Origin of the sequence: Shewanella algicola, assembly GCF_014648035.1 — a bacterium.
In the GTDB taxonomy this organism is placed as follows: domain Bacteria; phylum Pseudomonadota; class Gammaproteobacteria; order Enterobacterales; family Shewanellaceae; genus Shewanella; species Shewanella algicola.
Window position 1 is genome coordinate 57,711 of record NZ_BMQI01000013.1, and the last position, 17,550, is coordinate 75,260.

At 42.2% G+C, this 17,550-nt stretch carries 13 protein-coding genes; 6 read left to right on the forward strand and 7 right to left on the reverse strand.

Going from position 1 to position 17,550, the window contains the following annotated elements; translation table 11 throughout:
- Positions 1–69: 69 nt before the first annotated feature.
- Genes yidC through rpmH form a run of 4 tightly spaced genes read right to left on the reverse strand, consistent with a single transcriptional unit; the run spans position 70 to position 2,429 of the window.
- Positions 70–1,698 (reverse strand): membrane protein insertase YidC, encoded by a 1,629-nt coding sequence (gene yidC, locus IEY42_RS07515; protein WP_188924685.1) that lies wholly within the window; start codon positions 1,696–1,698, stop codon positions 70–72.
- A gap of 3 nt (positions 1,699–1,701) precedes the next feature.
- Entirely contained in the window at positions 1,702–1,956 is a 255-nt protein-coding gene (gene yidD / locus IEY42_RS07520; protein ID WP_188739966.1) for a membrane protein insertion efficiency factor YidD, read from the reverse strand.
- The gene (rnpA, locus tag IEY42_RS07525) at positions 1,923–2,279 is read right to left on the reverse strand and encodes a ribonuclease P protein component (RefSeq protein WP_160055730.1); all 357 of its coding nucleotides are present in this window, start codon (positions 2,277–2,279) and stop codon (positions 1,923–1,925) included. Before rnpA ends, yidD begins: the two co-directional genes overlap by 34 nt.
- A 12-nt stretch (positions 2,280–2,291) precedes the next feature.
- Positions 2,292–2,429, reverse strand: coding sequence for a 50S ribosomal protein L34 (rpmH, locus tag IEY42_RS07530; protein ID WP_006083827.1), 138 nt, complete (start codon positions 2,427–2,429; stop codon positions 2,292–2,294).
- A 445-nt stretch (positions 2,430–2,874) separates the two neighbouring features.
- On the opposite strand from rpmH, the gene dnaA reads away from it, so the two are divergent.
- From dnaA to IEY42_RS07555, 5 genes are all read left to right on the forward strand, one after another.
- Positions 2,875–4,263, forward strand: coding sequence for a chromosomal replication initiator protein DnaA (gene dnaA / locus IEY42_RS07535; protein WP_188924686.1), 1,389 nt, complete (start codon positions 2,875–2,877; stop codon positions 4,261–4,263).
- A gap of 18 nt (positions 4,264–4,281) precedes the next feature.
- Positions 4,282–5,382: a DNA polymerase III subunit beta gene (gene dnaN, locus IEY42_RS07540; protein WP_188924687.1), complete on the forward strand. Its 1,101-nt coding sequence runs from the start codon at positions 4,282–4,284 to the stop codon at positions 5,380–5,382.
- 88 nt (positions 5,383–5,470) lie between these two features.
- On the forward strand, positions 5,471–6,553 hold the full coding sequence (recF, locus tag IEY42_RS07545; protein WP_188924688.1) for a DNA replication/repair protein RecF: 1,083 nt from the start codon (positions 5,471–5,473) through the stop codon (positions 6,551–6,553).
- Between the two features lie 15 nt (positions 6,554–6,568).
- The gene (gyrB, locus tag IEY42_RS07550; RefSeq protein ID WP_188924689.1) at positions 6,569–8,986 is read left to right on the forward strand and encodes a DNA topoisomerase (ATP-hydrolyzing) subunit B; all 2,418 of its coding nucleotides are present in this window, start codon (positions 6,569–6,571) and stop codon (positions 8,984–8,986) included.
- 102 nt (positions 8,987–9,088) lie between these two features.
- Positions 9,089–10,138: an HDOD domain-containing protein gene (locus IEY42_RS07555; RefSeq protein WP_188924690.1), complete on the forward strand. Its 1,050-nt coding sequence runs from the start codon at positions 9,089–9,091 to the stop codon at positions 10,136–10,138.
- Positions 10,139–10,204: 66 nt separating this feature from the next.
- Here IEY42_RS07555 and glyS read toward each other — a convergent pair whose 3' ends face one another.
- Positions 10,205–12,289, reverse strand: coding sequence for a glycine--tRNA ligase subunit beta (gene glyS, locus IEY42_RS07560; protein WP_188924691.1), 2,085 nt, complete (start codon positions 12,287–12,289; stop codon positions 10,205–10,207).
- A 9-nt stretch (positions 12,290–12,298) separates the two neighbouring features.
- Positions 12,299–13,204, reverse strand: coding sequence for a glycine--tRNA ligase subunit alpha (glyQ, locus tag IEY42_RS07565; protein WP_188920707.1), 906 nt, complete (start codon positions 13,202–13,204; stop codon positions 12,299–12,301).
- 112 nt (positions 13,205–13,316) lie between these two features.
- Between glyQ and IEY42_RS07570 the strand changes: the two genes are divergently transcribed.
- Entirely contained in the window at positions 13,317–13,880 is a 564-nt protein-coding gene (locus tag IEY42_RS07570) for a DNA-3-methyladenine glycosylase I (RefSeq protein ID WP_188920708.1), read from the forward strand.
- A gap of 400 nt (positions 13,881–14,280) precedes the next feature.
- Here IEY42_RS07570 and IEY42_RS07575 read toward each other — a convergent pair whose 3' ends face one another.
- Positions 14,281–17,466, reverse strand: coding sequence for an amidohydrolase family protein (locus IEY42_RS07575; RefSeq protein ID WP_188924692.1), 3,186 nt, complete (start codon positions 17,464–17,466; stop codon positions 14,281–14,283).
- Between the last annotated feature and the right edge of the window lie 84 nt (positions 17,467–17,550).

The window sequence follows — 17,550 nt, forward strand, 5'->3', positions numbered from 1 at the left end:
AAAGGCGGCCTATTAAGCCGCCTTTTTTATTCATTTAACTTTTGAATAAGTTAACTGTTGAGCTTGGGCTTATTTTAAGCCTTTTTTCTCTAAACCTGCATAAATAATCTTTTGCTGGGTAATAGCCACTAAGTTACCGACTAACCAGTAAAGTACCAGACCTGCTGGGAACCATAAGAAGAATACGGTAAAGATAACTGGCATCCACTGCATCATTTTAACTTGCATTGGGTCCATAGTCGGTGCCATTGGCTGCATTTTCTGCATCAAGAACATTGATACACCCATTAACAATGGTAATACGTAGTAGGGATCTTGTACTGACAAGTCATCAATCCATAGCATGAATGGCGCGTGGCGTAATTCATAGCTTTCAAGTAATACCCAGTATAATGCGATGAAGATTGGCATCTGTAGCAAAATAGGTAAGCAACCGCCCATTGGGTTTACTTTCTCTTTTTTGTACAGTTCCATCATGGCTTGACCCATCTTTTGACGGTCATCACCAAAGCGCTCTTTCATCTCAGCTAATTTTGGCTGTAGGTTACGCATTTTAGCCATTGAGCTGTATTGTGCTTTAGTCAATGGATATAACAAACCACGTACCGTTAGGGTGATTAAAATAATCGCCATACCCCAGTTACCCACAAATGATTGATAGAACATCAATAACCAGTGAATAGGTATTGCTAACCACCACAAGAAACCATAATCAACCACTAGGTTTAAGGTTTCAGAGATAGCTGAAAGGGCTTCTTGGTTTTTAGGGCCAACATAAAATTGTGAACTAATTTTTTGTGTTGCGCCTGGTGCAATATCATATAACGCGCCACGGAAACCGATGTTAGCTAAACCACCAGCACTCACACTTGAGAAAATGGTGTTTGAGTCAGTTGCTGGCGGAATCCAAGCTGATACGAAGTAATGCTGTAACATTGCAGCCCAACCACCTAGTGTTACTTTACCTAGGTTTTTGTCTGCCATGTCTTCAAAGTCATACTTTTCGTAGCGAGTATCTTGAGTTGAGAATGCCGCACCACGATAGGTTGGCATCATCATGCTGCTTTCAGATTCTTTGATGGATTGTTTAATTTGACCATACATTTGCACTTGTAATGCAGTATCTGAAGTGTTGCTAATATTGTAATCAACGCCAACATCATATTGACCACGGGTAAACGTAAAGGTTTTTACGTAAGTCACACCGTTGTCAGCAGTAAAAGTTAATGGCACTGATAATGTGTCTTGACCGTCTGCTAATGTATAAGAGGTATTTTGCGCGGCAAAGGCGGCACGACCTTTAGCGCTACTATCAATGCCGTCGCGGCCGATTAAACCACTTTGTGCGATATAAGTGTGGTCGTTGGTTTGTTCAAGAATGACAAACGGGTCATCTTTATCAATCTCAACTTTATGCGCAACCAATGCGGCATAAACGATGTCACCACCGACAGGGCTGATTTTGATATCAAGCTGGTCAGTTTTAACGGTAATTAAGTTCTTGGTTGCAGGCATATCCACTGGCATACCAGTTGAGTCTGCTTCAGGAACGTCTGCGCCGTTAATCGTCGCTGCGTTTGTTTGGGTAACAGTTTGTTGTGCTACCGGTTGTGGTGCTTTATCTGTTTGCCATTGCTGCCACATTAAAAAGCTGACAAACAACAAACCGATTAGCAATATATTGCGTTGAGATTCCATAGCCTATTTATTACACCTGTCATTTTTAGGGGGGACGGGATCACTACCGCCGGGATGTAAAGGGTGACATTTTAATATGCGTTTGATTGCAAACCAACTACCTTTCACTGTTCCGTGCGTTTTTATTGCTTCAATCGCATAATAAGAACAAGTTGGATCGAACCGACACTTCGGTCCCAGTAAAGGGCTTATAAAAATTTGATAACCACGGATAACCGTAGTTGCTAGCCATTGTAACGGCGACTGAGTTTTCGCCATAGCTTTTCTATCAACTTATGTAGTTCTGCATTTTCCATTTCCATCACGCCATTTCTGACTAATACTACGATATCAATGTTAGGGATGTCGTGTTGATGTAAACGAAAACTATCTCTTATCACGCGTTTAATGCGATTACGTTGGTTAGCACGTTTTACAAAACGTTTGGCCACAGTTAATCCTAAACGAGGATGTTGCTCAGAATTTGGAATAGCGAGCAGAGTTATTTCAGCAGAGGATGCTTTGATTGGATTGGAGAATACAGATTTAAATTGCGCGGGAGTTAACAAACGTAACTCCCGCGTAAAGGTATAGCTAGTCACCTAGTTATCTACTTACGCAGATAAACGAGCGCGACCTTTCGCACGACGACGTGCAAGCACCTTACGGCCGCCTACAGTGGCCATACGAGCGCGGAAGCCGTGAGAACGCTTGCGCTTCAGGTTGCTAGGTTGAAAAGTACGTTTACTCATGATGGCAATCCGTCTTTGTTAGTGAATTTACCTTATCTCCAAAATTAGAGGTAAGGGCAAAAAAGAGGCCGAATTGTAATCACTTTAATTACTATCGTCAATAACGAAAGTGGTTATATGATGAATTTCTGCCAATCTTTCTTTGATGGTGAAAGCTTATAAGCACCAGAAAATGTGGATAAGTCTGTGTACAGACACTACATCTTGTGGATCTTTGCTTGTTTTCCTAGATCAAAGCTGGCGTATTATAGATCAATGTGGATCGGTTAATAAAGCTGGATTTGCATCAAATTTACAATTAATGGATCGATTTTGATCTTTCATGATCCCAGATATCCACATAGAATGATCCCGCTGGGGATAAATCTGTTTTTAAGGATAGCGATCATTGTGATCTCCCTATAGAATACACCTCCTTTGACTAAAGATATTTGGGGATAAATAAGTGGCGGTTTCACTTTGGCAACAATGTATCGGCAGACTGCAAGATGAGTTATCAGCCCAGCAGTTCAGTATGTGGATCCGTCCGTTACAAGCTGAAATGGATGGTGATACTCTGGTTTTGTATGCGCCAAATCGTTTTGTACTTGATTGGGTACGCGATAAATACATTAATATCATTAATCAATTTTTCACTGAACAAATGGGCAGTGATGCACCTCAGTTGCGTTTTGATATTGGTAGCCGTCCGTCTTCTGCACGTCCTGTTGCTCCAACCCCTGTAGCCGCTAAGCCTGTGAGTAGCCAAACGCGTGCTCAAGTTGGCACAACGTCATTTAATACCCAGGCAGAACCGATTGTTAATGCCAATCATCGCAGTAACATCAACCCGACTTATCAGTTTGATAACTTCGTTGAAGGTAAATCAAACCAACTTGGTAAAGCGGCTGCCTTACAAGTATCTGAAAACCCTGGTGGCGCATATAACCCATTATTTTTATACGGTGGTACCGGTTTAGGTAAAACCCACTTATTGCATGCTGTCGGTAATGGGATCATTAAAAATAATCCGAACGCTAAAGTGGTGTATATGCATTCTGAGCGTTTTGTACAGGACATGGTCAAAGCCTTACAAAATAATGCCATTGAAGAATTTAAACGTTATTACCGCAGTGTCGATGCCCTGTTTATTGACGATATTCAATTTTTTGCCAATAAAGATCGTTCTCAAGAAGAGTTTTTTCATACCTTCAATGCGCTACTAGAAGGTAATCACCAAATTATTTTAACTTCAGACCGTTATCCTAAAGAGATCGACGGGGTAGAAGATCGCTTAAAATCTCGCTTTGGTTGGGGGTTAACGGTTGCCATCGAGCCACCTGAATTAGAAACCCGCGTGGCGATTTTAATGCGTAAAGCACAAGAGAGTGGCATTAACCTGCCTGATGAAGTGGCCTTTTTTATTGCTAAGCGTTTACGTTCAAACGTACGCGAGCTTGAAGGTGCATTAAACCGCGTTATTGCTAACGCTAACTTCACCGGTCGTCCAATTACTATTGATTTTGTGCGTGAAGCGTTACGTGATCTCTTGGCACTGCAAGAAAAATTAGTCACTATAGACAATATTCAGAAGACGGTTGCTGAATACTACAAAATTAAAATGGCTGATATGCTGTCTAAACGTCGTTCACGGAGTGTGGCAAGACCACGACAAGTGGCGATGGCGCTATCTAAAGAACTCACTAACCAAAGCTTGCCAGAAATTGGTGATGCTTTTGGTGGTCGTGACCATACGACGGTATTACATGCTTGTCGTAAAATTGCGCAACTGCGTGAAGAGAGTCATGACATTAAAGAAGATTACGCTAACTTGATTAGAACTTTGTCTTCTTAATTCAGGGAATGTAGAACGATGAAATTTTCAATTGATAGGGATGCCCTATTAAAGCCGCTGCAACTAGTGTGCGGCGCGGTAGAACGCAGACACAATTTACCGATTCTTGCTAATTTATTAGTTGAGGTTAGTGAAGACTCACTTAAGCTAACAGGCACGGATTTAGAGGTTGAACTCGTTGGGCAAGCCGCTATACACGGTGACATCAACATTGGTCGCACTACCGTTCCTGCCAAAAAATTACTCGACATTGTTAAGTCTCTTCCTGAACAAAGCGAATTAAAAGTAGAACAACAAGATGGTAAATGGTTGTTACGCTCGGGTCGTAGCCGTTTTTCATTAGCCACATTGCCAGCAGAAGATTATCCTAATGTTGAAGCGTTCCAGGCTGATATTGAATTTAGCTTAAAGCAGGGTGTATTAAAGTCGATTATCGACTCAACTCAGTTTTCAATGGCTAACCAGGATGTGCGCTATTACCTCAATGGTTTATTATTTGAAACCGAAGGTAATGTACTACGCGCTATTGCTACCGACGGCCACCGTTTGGCGTTAAGCCATCGTACTATTGATATTTCTTTGCCTGAAAAACAAGTGATTGTGCCACGTAAAGGGGTAGTTGAAATGGCACGTTTGCTTGAAAGCGACGACCAAGACATTACCATTGCGATTGGCGATAACGCGATTCGCGCGATGACGAGCTCTGCGGTATTTACCAGTAAATTAGTTGATGGCCGTTTTCCTGATTACCGCCGGGTGTTACCAAAGGGTGGTAACAAGGTGGTTATTGCCAGCCGCAATCAATTAAAACAAGCGTTAACCCGTGCATCGATTTTATCGAACGAAAAGTTCCGTGGTGTACGCATTCAACTTGAGCCTGGTTTGTTAAAAATTACCGCCAACAACCCAGAGCAAGAAGAAGCCGAAGAAATTATCGACGTTGATTATGATTCAGATAAGCTCGAAATTGGTTTTAACGTGAGTTATTTATTAGATGTACTGAATAACCTCGCCAGCGATGATGTGCGTATAACGCTCATTGATGGTAACTCAAGTGCATTGATAGAGAACCACAAAGAAGAAGATTCTATGTATGTGGTGATGCCAATGCGTCTGTAATACGTTATTGTCTAAATACTATATAAAAGGTGCTGCAAAGCACCTTCTTTGTCTCTATTGCTTTATTTGGCTATCACAATAGGTGTTCATGAGTTTATCGCGCATTACCATTGGCTCGTTTCGTAATATTACCGCAGCAACGCTTAACCCAAGCGATGGGTTAAACTTGATTTACGGTCAAAATGGCAGCGGTAAAACCAGTATTTTAGAAGCGATTTACTTTTTAGGCATGGGACGTTCTTTTCGCAGTCACTTATCACAACGAGTGATTAATAATGATGACGATAAACTCACCCTTTTTGCCAATCTTATCCAAGATGAAAATGACTGTAAAATTGGTCTAAGACGTCATCGAAACGGCGAAATTGAAGTCAAAATTAATGGCGAAAAAGTCAAACGCTTATCCACATTAGCTGAAACGTTGCCTATTCAAGTTATTACCCCCGAAAGTTTTTCTTTACTGTTTGAAGGACCAAAAGCTCGCAGACAGTTTATTGATTGGGGCGCATTTCATTCTGACCCACATTTTTATCAAGCCTGGGTGAATGTTCGTAAGGTATTAAAGCAACGTAATCAATTGCTTCGTAACCAATCTCCTTATAGCCAAATACAATTTTGGGATAAAGAGCTGGTGCGGTATGCTGAACAAGTTACCGACATACGAAATCGATATGTAGACTCGTTAAATGAGCTACTTAAGGGTATAATAGGACGGTTTTTACCTCAGGTTGATATTAAGGTTTCTTTTACCCGAGGATGGGACAGCAAAACGGATTTTTCGCAGTTACTTGAAAACCAATATTCGCGCGATGTTGCCGCGGGTAACACGGGCAGCGGTCCTCATAAAGCAGACTTACGTTTGCGAGTAGGTAACTTACCTGCACAAGATGCATTGTCCCGTGGACAATTAAAATTATTAGTCTGTGCACTGCGTATTGCACAGGGAAAGTTGCTCAAACAACAACTCGATAAAAACAGTATTTATCTAGTAGACGATTTACCGTCTGAGTTGGATGCACAGCATAGGCAGCTATTGCTACAGCAGTTAACCGAGACCGGTGCGCAAATTTTTGTCACCGCAATTGATCCGCTAGCAATAGTCGATTCGTTATCTAGCCCTCCGAACAGGATGTTTCATGTGGAGCAAGGGCTGGTAACGGTTATTGAATAACAACGAGAGAGAAATATGTCAGAGAATAGTTACGATTCTTCGAGTATCAAGGTATTAAAAGGCCTTGATGCAGTCCGTAAGAGACCTGGTATGTACATTGGTGACACTGATGACGGCACCGGTCTTCATCACATGGTATTCGAAGTGGTCGATAACTCTATCGATGAAGCTTTAGCCGGCCATTGTAGCGATATCACCATTACTATTCACTCAGACGGTTCTGTCTCTGTAAAAGATGACGGTCGTGGTATTCCGGTTTCTATCCATGAGGAAGAAGGTGTATCTGCTGCTGAAGTTATTATGACGGTATTGCATGCCGGCGGTAAATTTGATGATAACTCATACAAGGTATCGGGTGGTCTTCACGGTGTGGGTGTATCGGTTGTAAATGCTTTGTCTGAAAAGCTGCAATTAACCATTCGTCGTGCCGGTAAAATTTATGAGCAATTTTATACTCATGGTGTACCAAATGAACCGATTAAAGAAATTGGCGATGCAGTTAAATCTGGTACCGAAATTCGTTTTTGGCCTAGTGGCCAAACCTTTTCTGATGTTGAATTCCATTTCGATATTTTAGCTAAGCGTGTACGTGAGTTATCTTTCTTAAACTCTGGTGTGGGTATTCGTTTAGTTGATGAACGCGAAAACAAAGACGAGTTCTTTAAATACGAAGGCGGTATTAGCGCATTTGTAGATTACTTAAATCGTAATAAAACACCTATTAACAAAGACGTATTTCACTTCTCGCAAGAGCGCGAAGACGGTATTACCGTTGAAGTGGCAATGCAGTGGAATGACGGTTACCAAGAAAGTATTTTCTGTTTTACCAATAACATTCCTCAGCGCGATGGTGGTACTCACCTAGCGGGCTTCCGTGGCGCATTAACGCGTAACTTAAACACTTACATGGAACGCGAAGGATTTAACAAAAAGGGTAAAACGAATGCGACGGGTGATGATGCTCGTGAAGGTTTAACCGCGGTTATTTCTGTTAAAGTACCGGATCCTAAGTTTAGTTCGCAAACCAAAGATAAACTGGTTTCGAGCGAAGTGAAAAGTGCTGTAGAACAAACAATGGGTGAGCAGTTAAATGATTACCTATTAGAAAACCCTGCCGATGCTAAATTAATCGTAGGTAAAATTGTTGATGCTGCTCGTGCTCGTGAAGCCGCCCGTAAAGCGCGTGAAATGACACGTCGTAAAGGCGCATTAGACTTAGGTGGTTTACCAGGTAAGCTTGCCGATTGCCAGGAAAAAGATCCTGGTCTTTCTGAAATATACATAGTGGAAGGGGACTCTGCTGGCGGATCAGCCAAGCAGGGGCGTAACCGTAAAAACCAAGCTATTCTTCCACTTAAAGGTAAAATCTTAAACGTTGAAAAAGCACGTTTTGATAAGATGTTATCTTCACAAGAAGTGGCTACCTTAATTACCGCATTAGGTTGTGGTATTGGTCGCGACGAATACAACCCAGATAAAACCCGTTATCACAACATTGTTATCATGACCGATGCTGACGTCGACGGCTCGCACATTCGTACCTTGCTGTTGACCTTTTTCTTCCGTCAAATGCCTGAATTGATTGAACGTGGTTATGTATATATTGCACAGCCACCTTTATATAAAGTTAAAAAAGGTAAGCAAGAGCAATATCTTAAGGATGAGCTAGCGTTAACTGAATACCTAACAACGCAAGCGTTAGACGGCACACATGTTTATCCTAGCCAAGGTGCATTAGGCATGAGTGGTGAGCCGCTTGAGCGTTTGGTGAATCAATACCGTGAAGTTGAGAAAATCATTACTCGTTTAGAAAAACGCTTCCCGATGAACTTAACCGATCGCATGTTGTATCACCCAGAGGTGACACTTGATATGCTAAGCGATGAAGCGCTAATGACGACATGGTGTAAGCACTTTATCGAAGATTTAGTTGAACGCGAAAGCAACGGTATTATTTTCTCGGCCAATATTGTTTTGGATCCTGAGCGTAAAGTGTATACCCCAAGCGTGACAATCCGTAAACATGGTATCGATACTAGCTTCCTATTTGGTTACGACTTCTTTACTTCTGCTGATTATCAACGAATCGCTAAGTTAGGCGCTGCACTTGATGGCATGATTGAAGAAGGTGGTTATGTACAACGTGGTGAACGTGTTAAAGAAGTTGAAAGCTTCTTAGAAGCGTTAGATTGGACCATGAGCGAAGCAAAACGTGGGTTATACATTCAACGTTATAAAGGATTGGGTGAAATGAACCCTGAACAATTGTGGGAAACTACAATGGATCCTGAATCTCGTCGCATGTTACGCGTTACCATTGAAGATGCTGTTGCTGCTGACCAACTATTTACATGTTTAATGGGCGACCAAGTTGAGCCTCGTCGTGAGTTTATTGAAACTAACGCGTTAAACGTGGCTAACTTAGACGTGTAGCACGTCTTATTAAAATAAATGGGTGCCTTATGGCGCCCATTTTTGTTTTTATTGCTATGATTAAATTCTCGGTGTTAGTTTAATTTTAGAAGGTTACTTATTGTGGTCGTTAGATTTTTTAAAAAGCTGTTTAATATTCGTGACCGTAATGAACAAATTAAATTTACTGGGCAAACCGCAGTAGAAAAACGTCAACACACCAAACAACAGGTGACAGAGGCAATTGTTGTGACACCTACTCAGGCTGTAGAGTCACAATTAGATTTATCGGCTTTATTTTACAGTTTATTATTTGCCAACCAGTCTATAGCCGACAGTGGTATTGCCAATAATCTTGAGCGCCGAGTCATGCAAGATATAGAGCTGGCGTTAAGCTCGCCTCAAGCCATTGCAGAAAATGTATTAAAGCTTCCTAGTAAAATACTCGAATTAGATAGAAAACTAGCTGATGACAATATTGACACCAAAGAGCTTATTAAGCTTATTGAGCAAGATCCATTGTTGTGTGTTGAAGTGCTTAAACTGTGTAACTCAATGGCCTTTAAACGTTCCGAAAACGATGTAACGAGTATTCAACAAGCATTAGTACAGGTTGGTCGACAACAATTAAGGCACTTTATCACCAGCTGCTTAGCGCGCGAAATGATAGACATAAAACCAATATATTTTAGGCGCTTTGGTGCCGAGATTTGGCGTCACTCAATGCAGGTGGCTTTTTTAGCCAGTGAACTCGCCAATGCAGAACAATGTGATAGCGCATTTTTACTTGGCTTACTTCATGATGTCGGCAAAATTGCGATTTTTAAGATGCTGGTGGATGCATTTTATCAAGCTGAGCCCGGTGAACAGCCTAGCTCAACCTTGTTTAAGCAGGTCATGACCACAAAGTCATTAACCTTAAGTGCATTATTAGCACGTTACTGGCGTTTACCTGAGCATTTTGAAACACCGTTAACGTTATTGGCTAATACTAACATTAAGCCTGATGACGAAATGACATTAATCATCTGGAAGGCCAATATTATTAGTGAGTGCTCTATGCTGCAGCAAGTGGATAAATTACCGCAGAAAGAACTTATCGTGTTGTTGGCTCAGGTGGGTATCACTGAACAAGAGTTTGCTGAACTACATAAAAAGTTGCTAGAGTTTTAAGTCGTTAAGACTCTTTAGCAATAAAAAAAGCGCCGTAAGGCGCTTTTTTTATGCAGTGATTTCATATTATTGTAATAGTGAAATATCTGCTACATGCAAAAACTGCTCACGAAGATTGGTTAATAACGCTAAACGGTTATTTTTCAATGCTTTATCGTCAGCCATTACCATTACATCTTCAAAGAACTGGTCCACGCTTTCACGTAAATCGGCTAATAATGTTAATGCTTGCTGGTAATCAGCATTGGCAAACAATGGTGCTAACTGTGGTTGTAGTAGTGCTAACTTTTCTGCCAAGGCTTTTTCAGCTGTTTCTGCTAATAGCGCTTGGTTGATGTTTGCAGGCAGTTCGCCTTCAACTTTAGCCAAGATATTAGAAACACGCTTATTGGCAGCAGCAAGTGCAGTAGAAGCCTCTAAAGCACGGAAGTGCGATACCGCTTTAACGCGACTGTCAAAATCAGCTGGGCGAGTTGGGCGACGAGCTAATACTGCTAAAATCACATCAACTTGAATGCCTTTGTCTTGATACCAAGCACGGAAGCGTGCGAGTAAGAATTCGAGTACATCTTCTGCAGTATTAGCGTTACTAACATTATCTGCGTGTAACGATTGTGCTTTAGCAATTAAATCGACTAAGTCTAGTGGCAAATTGTTTTCAACAATAATACGTAAAATACCAATAGCAGCTCGGCGAAGTGCAAATGGATCGGCAGCGCCTTTAGGTGCCTGGCCAATACCAAAAATGCCCACTAAGGTGTCCAGCTTTTCAGCTAACGCAACAGCACATGACACGCTTGCCGTTGGTACTGTATCACCAGAAAATTTAGGTTTGTATTGCTCTTCTAAAGCAACGGCAACCGCTTCTGTTTCACCATCAAGGCGAGCATAATGCATCCCCATGGTACCTTGAGTGTCAGTAAACTCCATCACCATGTTGGTCATCAAGTCTGTTTTAGACAATAGACCGGCGCGGCTTGCATCAGCACTGTTTGTGCTAACACCCTGACAATCAAGTTGTGTAGCAATAAACCCTGCAAGTGTTGAAATGCGCTCAACGCGCGCTTTTAACGTGCCAAGTTGTTTTTGGAATACAACCGTTTCAAGACTGGCTAAACGTGACTCTAGCGTGTGCTTTTTATCAGTATTAAAGAAGAATTCAGCATCGGCTAGGCGAGGGCGAACCACTTTTTCATTACCTGAAATAATTTGCTGCGGGTCTTTAGATTCGATGTTAGTGACGAAAATAAAGTTAGGTAGCAAGTTACCGGTTTTATCAAATACTGGGAAGTATTTCTGGTCGCCTTTCATGGTGTACACAAGGGCTTCAGATGGCACAGCTAAAAACTTTTCTTCAAAGTTAGCTGTTAATACTATTGGCCATTCAACCAATGATGCCACTTCTTCAAGTAAGTCTTCTTGGATATCGGCAACACCACCAATCTTGGCAGCAGCGGCTTCAGAGTCTGCTTTGATTAAGGTTTTACGAAGTTGATAATCAGCCAGTACTTTACCTTGCTCTTTTAGCGCAGTTAAATAGTTGTCTGCATGGTCTAGCTCGAAAGTTGCTTGACCCATAAAGCGATGACCGCGAATAACACGATCAGATTTTATACCCAATAATTCACCAGCCACTAATTCGCTGCCCAGTAACATGGTCACAGTGTGAACAGGGCGAATAAATTGTGTTTTATTGCTGCCCCAACGCATTGGTTTTGGGATTGGCAATTTATCAAGCGCTCGTTGTGCCATATCAGCAATTAGGCTTTTAGTATCAACACCCACGACTTTAGCTTGATGTACTAGCCATTCACCTTTGTCGGTGACTAAGCGTTCAGCCTGGTCAACAGTAATACCGTTACCACGTGCCCAGCCTTGTGCTGCCTTAGTTGGGTTACCATCTGCATCAAATGCAGAACTTACCGCAGGGCCTCGTTTTTCAACGACTTTATCTGCTTGAGCAAGGGCTAGGCCGACAACATTAATGGCTAAACGACGAGGCGCGGCATACCAAAGAGCAGAATCAAAAGGTAAGTCTGCTTTGGTTAATTCATCGGTAAAGTTTGCTAAAAAAGACTCCGCTAAAGTGCGTAATGACTTTGGCGGTAACTCTTCTGTACCCACTTCAATGAGTAAGTTCTCAAATTTCATTGGTGACCTCTACTTACACAGTGGGAAGCCAAGTGCTTCACGTGCTTGATAATAAGATTCTGCAACACCTTTAGCCATGGTGCGAACGCGTAAAATATAACGCTGACGTTCAGTAACCGAAATGGCATGGCGAGCATCAAGTAAATTGAAAGCGTGCGAGGCTTTCATTACTTGTTCGTATGCAGGTAGTGGTAGAGGTTTTTCTAACGATAATAAGTGCTGGCACATCTTTTCGCATTCATCGAACATGGTAAACATAAAGTTTACATCGGCATGTTCGAAGTTATAAGTTGATTGCTCAACTTCATTTTGATGGAAAATATCACCGTAGGTTACACGGCCAAGAGGCCCGTCGGTCCAAACAAGATCGTACACACTGTCGACTTCTTGAATGTACATGGCTAAACGCTCAAGGCCATAGGTGATCTCACCCGTTACAGGGCTACATTCAATGCCGCCAACTTGTTGGAAGTAAGTAAATTGTGTCACTTCCATACCGTTAAGCCATACTTCCCAGCCTAAACCCCAGGCGCCTAATGTTGGTGACTCCCAGTTGTCTTCAACAAAGCGAATGTCATGCACTTGGGTATCAATACCCAAGGCTTCTAATGAGCCTAGATAAAGCTCTTGAATATTGTCAGGTGATGGCTTTAATACTACTTGGAATTGGTAGTAATGTTGTAAGCGGTTTGGGTTTTCACCATAGCGTCCATCAGTAGGGCGGCGAGACGGCTGCACATATGCGCTACTCATAGGCTCTGGGCCTAATGAGCGTAAGAACGTCTGCGGGTGGAAAGTACCTGCACCAACTTCCATATCGAGAGGTTGGACAATTGCGCAACCTTGCTGCGCCCAATATTCCTGGAGGGTTAGGATGAAACCCTGAAATGTCTTTACGTCGTGTTTCGTCGTCATGTCTACTGCTATTAGGCTATTAATAGAAAATGGTAATGATTATACCTTGTAGAACAAGGCAGATGTAGGTTATTTTTTAACGTATGAATAAAAACGTTAATGGAACCGTATAATGCAAGTTAACCGATGTGGCTGGGTAAGTGAAGATCCTTTGTATCAAGATTATCATGATAACGTTTGGGGCAGACCTCAATACGATGCAAAGCAGTTATTTGCCAAGTTATGTTTAGATGGTCAGCAAGCAGGTTTGTCTTGGATTACTATTTTAAAAAAGCAGCAAAATTATGAGCAATTATTTGCCGGATTTCAGCCTAGTTTGATTGCAGAGTTTGACCAAGACAAAGTTGAAGCACTAATGCTTGAGCCTGGCATTGTGCGCAACCGATTAAAAATAAACTCTATCATCAAAAACGCTAAAGCGTATGTGGCGTTTGTTGAGCAGGGAAATGATTTTTCTACTTTTTTATGGGATTTCGTTGGTGGAAGCCCTAAGGTCAATCATTTTGAAAACTCAAGCCAGGTGCCAGCTCAAACCCCAGAATCTGAAGCCATGTCTAAAGCGCTTAAAAAGTTAGGCTTTAACTTTGTTGGGCCAACTATTTGTTATGCGTTTATGCAGGCCGTTGGAATGGTGAATGACCACACGACAGATTGCCATTGTTATGGTCAGTATTGATTACCTTTAATACCAATTCCATTAATTATGTGACCAATCAGAGTCACTCAGATTGTTCAGTTTGAGGCGCATTGTTGAAATAATGGTTATTCCCTTCTAAGGCAATGCAACAAAGAAATGAACGGTCTGAGAGCCTCCTGCAAGGCGGGTTTCTGTGCCTTCTATGCTGCTTAATAGCATTTTGACGTACGACTGCATGGATGCAGGAGGTAGAGCAACGCAGGAGCAGTTGCCGAGAACAACTATGCCTACAATTCTATTACTTGCCTAGAAGGCACAGAACTCCCGCTGAATGACCAGATAATTAGTGGAATTGGTATAAAACTCATTTCTGTTAATAAAAAAGGGTGTTCCACGTGGAACACCCTTTTTACTTACTCACATTACTAGAGTGAGAATGCTAGATCTTTTCAAAGAAAAACGCTTTACGTTTTTGCTTATCACCATTTAACTCGTTCATGGTTTCTGAGTTAAATAACTTACCGTTTATCATGGTGTAGGTCACTTTATCGGAACTACGGATATCTGTTAATGGATCGCCGTCAATCACAATAAGGTCGGCTAATTTACCTGGTTTAATTGAACCTAACTGATGATCCATGCCGAAGGTGGTGGCAGGATTGATGGTGGCCGTTTTGAGCACATCCATATTACTCATGCCGCCTTGTGCGAACATCCACATTTCCCAATGAGCCGCTAAACCTTCGCGTTGACCATGGGCGCCAATATTAACTTTAACACCTAAATCATTCAGTTCATTTGCCACTCTGGCAACATTAAAGTGATTATAGTGTTCGTCTGGCGCGGTGGTTCTGCGCATTGAGCGAGCGTCTAAAATCTCATGCGGTACATACATGCTTAAGCGTGGGTGAGCCCAGACGTCGGTTTTGTCGTACCAGTAATGTTCACCTGATATGCCACCATAAGAAACAACTAGTGTTGGCGTATAGTTAACTTTGGTCTGGCTCCAGAATTGCTTAATGTCATTGTATATAGACGCCACAGGTAATGAGTGTTCTAAAGTTGTGTGTCCGTCAGCGGCCATTGATAAGTTGTGTTGCAGTAAACTGCCACCCTCAGGAACCACCATCATTTCGAGTTCACGCGCCGCGGCAATAATTTGCTGACGTTGATCTCGGCGAGGTTGGTTGTAACTTTTAACACTGAATGCGCCGACTTTTTTAAGACGCTCTAGGTGAAACTTTGCATCATCTAACGAATCAACGTGCGAGGTGTAACCTGGTAGGTTTGCGCCATATAAAATGGTACCCGTTGAGAAAATTCGTGGACCAACTATTTTACCTGCTTTTTGTTGTTCTGATGCGGCAAAAATTTCAGTTGTATCATTTGATGGGTCGTGAATAGAGGTCACCCCAAGTGACAAACCTGAATATAATGCCCAGTTTTGTTGCGGGATAATTTCATCATCAGCTTGTCCACCATGCGCATGGGCATCAAATAAACCAGGCATAATGGTTTTACCGCTAATATCGATAACCTGTGCGTTATCCGGAATTGCTAATGTCGCATCACCAACCTGGCTAATTTTATTGTCTTTTACAATGACAACACCATTATCGATGACTTGATCATTTTCCATGGTAATGACTTTACCACCGAGAAATACCACTGTTCCACGTGGAACATCTGCTTTATCTTTAAAGCCAATGGCAGTCACTTTGGGTTCTACTTTTTTGTCTGATTTACTATATTGAGTGTCAACATCAGCTTGATATAGCTCAGGGCCTAATGTCCAATATAGTTGGTTGTTTTTACCATTCCAGCTGATGCTTTCACCTGCACGGGCACTTAATTGGTTAATAGGTAAGTTAGTGGCTTTAGGTCCAATGGCAATGGTTTCACCGTGTTTGGCAAACGGGGTTACATATACTCTAAAGCGTTCTGCAAAGGCTAGGTGTTCACCATCTGGCGATAAACGAAACTCTGTTGCGTGGTCACTGGTGTAATGGGTACGCTTTTCAAAGCCATTCATGCCGATTGAGGCGAACTCTGGGGTTTTACCAAAATCCATAAAATACACTCGGTCTGAGTCTGCACCAAATTGCGGTTGATGGCCGCTGGCAGTTAGTTTGGTACTTTGTTTACCTTTGATATCGACTTTATATAAGCCCGGTTCTTGTGACCAGGTGCGTGGAGTCATGTATCCGCCACGGGCTTTACGGTACACAATGTAGTCGCCATCAGGCGAGAAGGTTGGCTCGACATATTTGCCTGGTTCATTGGTTAATACTTTGGCTTTTCCACCACGAGAACTGACAACGCTTACAGTGCCTTGTTGCTGATCATTCCAGGTAGTAAATACAATGTCTTTACCGTCGCGAGACCACTGCGGGAATAGCTCGTTAATATCATCATCTAAACGGGTCAGGCGTTTATGTTTGCCGTCTTTAATATCACGGATCCAAATTTTTCCTAGGGCTTCGAATACAACTTTTTCACCGTTAGGTGATACTTGAGCCATACGTAACATTTTTACGTCGAACTCATCTTGATCTAGGTTTTGCGTGAAACGAACTGCCGGCTGCACGTCACGTTGGCCTTTAATGCTAAATGGAATGTCGCTGACCTTTTTGCTGTCGACATCAAGTTTATTAATTTTTCCTTGGGCCCAAAACACAATGTGCTTGTTGTCTTTGGTCCACGACATTGTTGGGTACACACCATGAATCGCCCAGGTTTCTTGCATATCGCGATCAAGCTTATCGTACAGTTTGGTTTCTGCACCTGACTTTAAATCAAGTGAGTAAAGCGTTGACTGAAATCCATCACGTTTAATATACGCTAATGTTTTGCCATCAGGGCTTGGTGTTGGGCGGATTGCGCCACCGGTACCTTCAATCAATACTTCGATATCGCCAGTTTGGGTGTCATAACGCTTAATTTTATAAATGCCTTTTACTGAATCTTTAGAGTAGTGAAAGGTTTTACCTGGCGTTGCGTCCTGGCTAAAGTAAATATAGCGGCCATCTGGCGAGTAGGCTGGCTCACCTAAGTCTTTTTGCTCGTTTGGACGCTCGGTTAATTTAACGCCTTCACCACCTGCAACGTGGTACATCCATACTTCGCCCGCGCCTAAGCTGCGGGTACCTGTGTAATGCTTACGAGCAACAAGGTATTGCGAGTCTGGACTCCATGCTGGGCTGTTGAGTAATCGAAAGGTTTCTTTGGTGACAGGGTGTGGATTTGAGCCATCTGCTTCCATAATCCAGATATTATCACCGCCATCTTCATCGCTGGTGAAGGCAATATATTTACCATCAGGACTATAAACAGGCTGCATTTGCCAGGCTATACCTTGTGCAATTGGCTTGGCTTCGCCACCTGAAATTGGCATTTGATAAATATCACCTAGTAGGTCAAATATGATGTGTTTACCGTCAGGGGACACATTGACGTTCATCCAGGTGCCTTCGGTGACATTAATATCAATTTGTTGCAGTGGAGCATTTTCTGGTGAGTTAACTTGCCATTTCGCTGTGTCATCTTCAGCGGCAATGCTTGCTGTGTTCATACCGAGTGATAGGGCTATTGCTGCATAAATAGGTGTCAATTTTGATGTAAACATAAATTAGATTATCCGTTTGGTTTTAGATTTTAGTGGAATCAACCTGTTTCGAGTTTTTGTATTAGATATTGATGTCTCTGCACA

Coding starts and splice junctions, on each gene's coding strand:
- yidC (WP_188924685.1), bottom strand. CDS start 1,698: ATGGAATCTCAACGCAATATATTGCTAATCGGTTTGTTGTTTGTCAGC.
- yidD (WP_188739966.1), bottom strand. CDS start 1,956: ATGGCGAAAACTCAGTCGCCGTTACAATGGCTAGCAACTACGGTTATC.
- rpmH (WP_006083827.1), bottom strand. CDS start 2,429: ATGAGTAAACGTACTTTTCAACCTAGCAACCTGAAGCGCAAGCGTTCT.
- dnaN (WP_188924687.1), top strand. CDS start 4,282: ATGAAATTTTCAATTGATAGGGATGCCCTATTAAAGCCGCTGCAACTA.
- recF (WP_188924688.1), top strand. CDS start 5,471: ATGAGTTTATCGCGCATTACCATTGGCTCGTTTCGTAATATTACCGCA.
- gyrB (WP_188924689.1), top strand. CDS start 6,569: ATGTCAGAGAATAGTTACGATTCTTCGAGTATCAAGGTATTAAAAGGC.
- glyS (WP_188924691.1), bottom strand. CDS start 12,289: ATGAAATTTGAGAACTTACTCATTGAAGTGGGTACAGAAGAGTTACCG.
- glyQ (WP_188920707.1), bottom strand. CDS start 13,204: ATGACGACGAAACACGACGTAAAGACATTTCAGGGTTTCATCCTAACC.
- IEY42_RS07570 (WP_188920708.1), top strand. CDS start 13,317: ATGCAAGTTAACCGATGTGGCTGGGTAAGTGAAGATCCTTTGTATCAA.
- IEY42_RS07575 (WP_188924692.1), bottom strand. CDS start 17,466: ATGTTTACATCAAAATTGACACCTATTTATGCAGCAATAGCCCTATCA.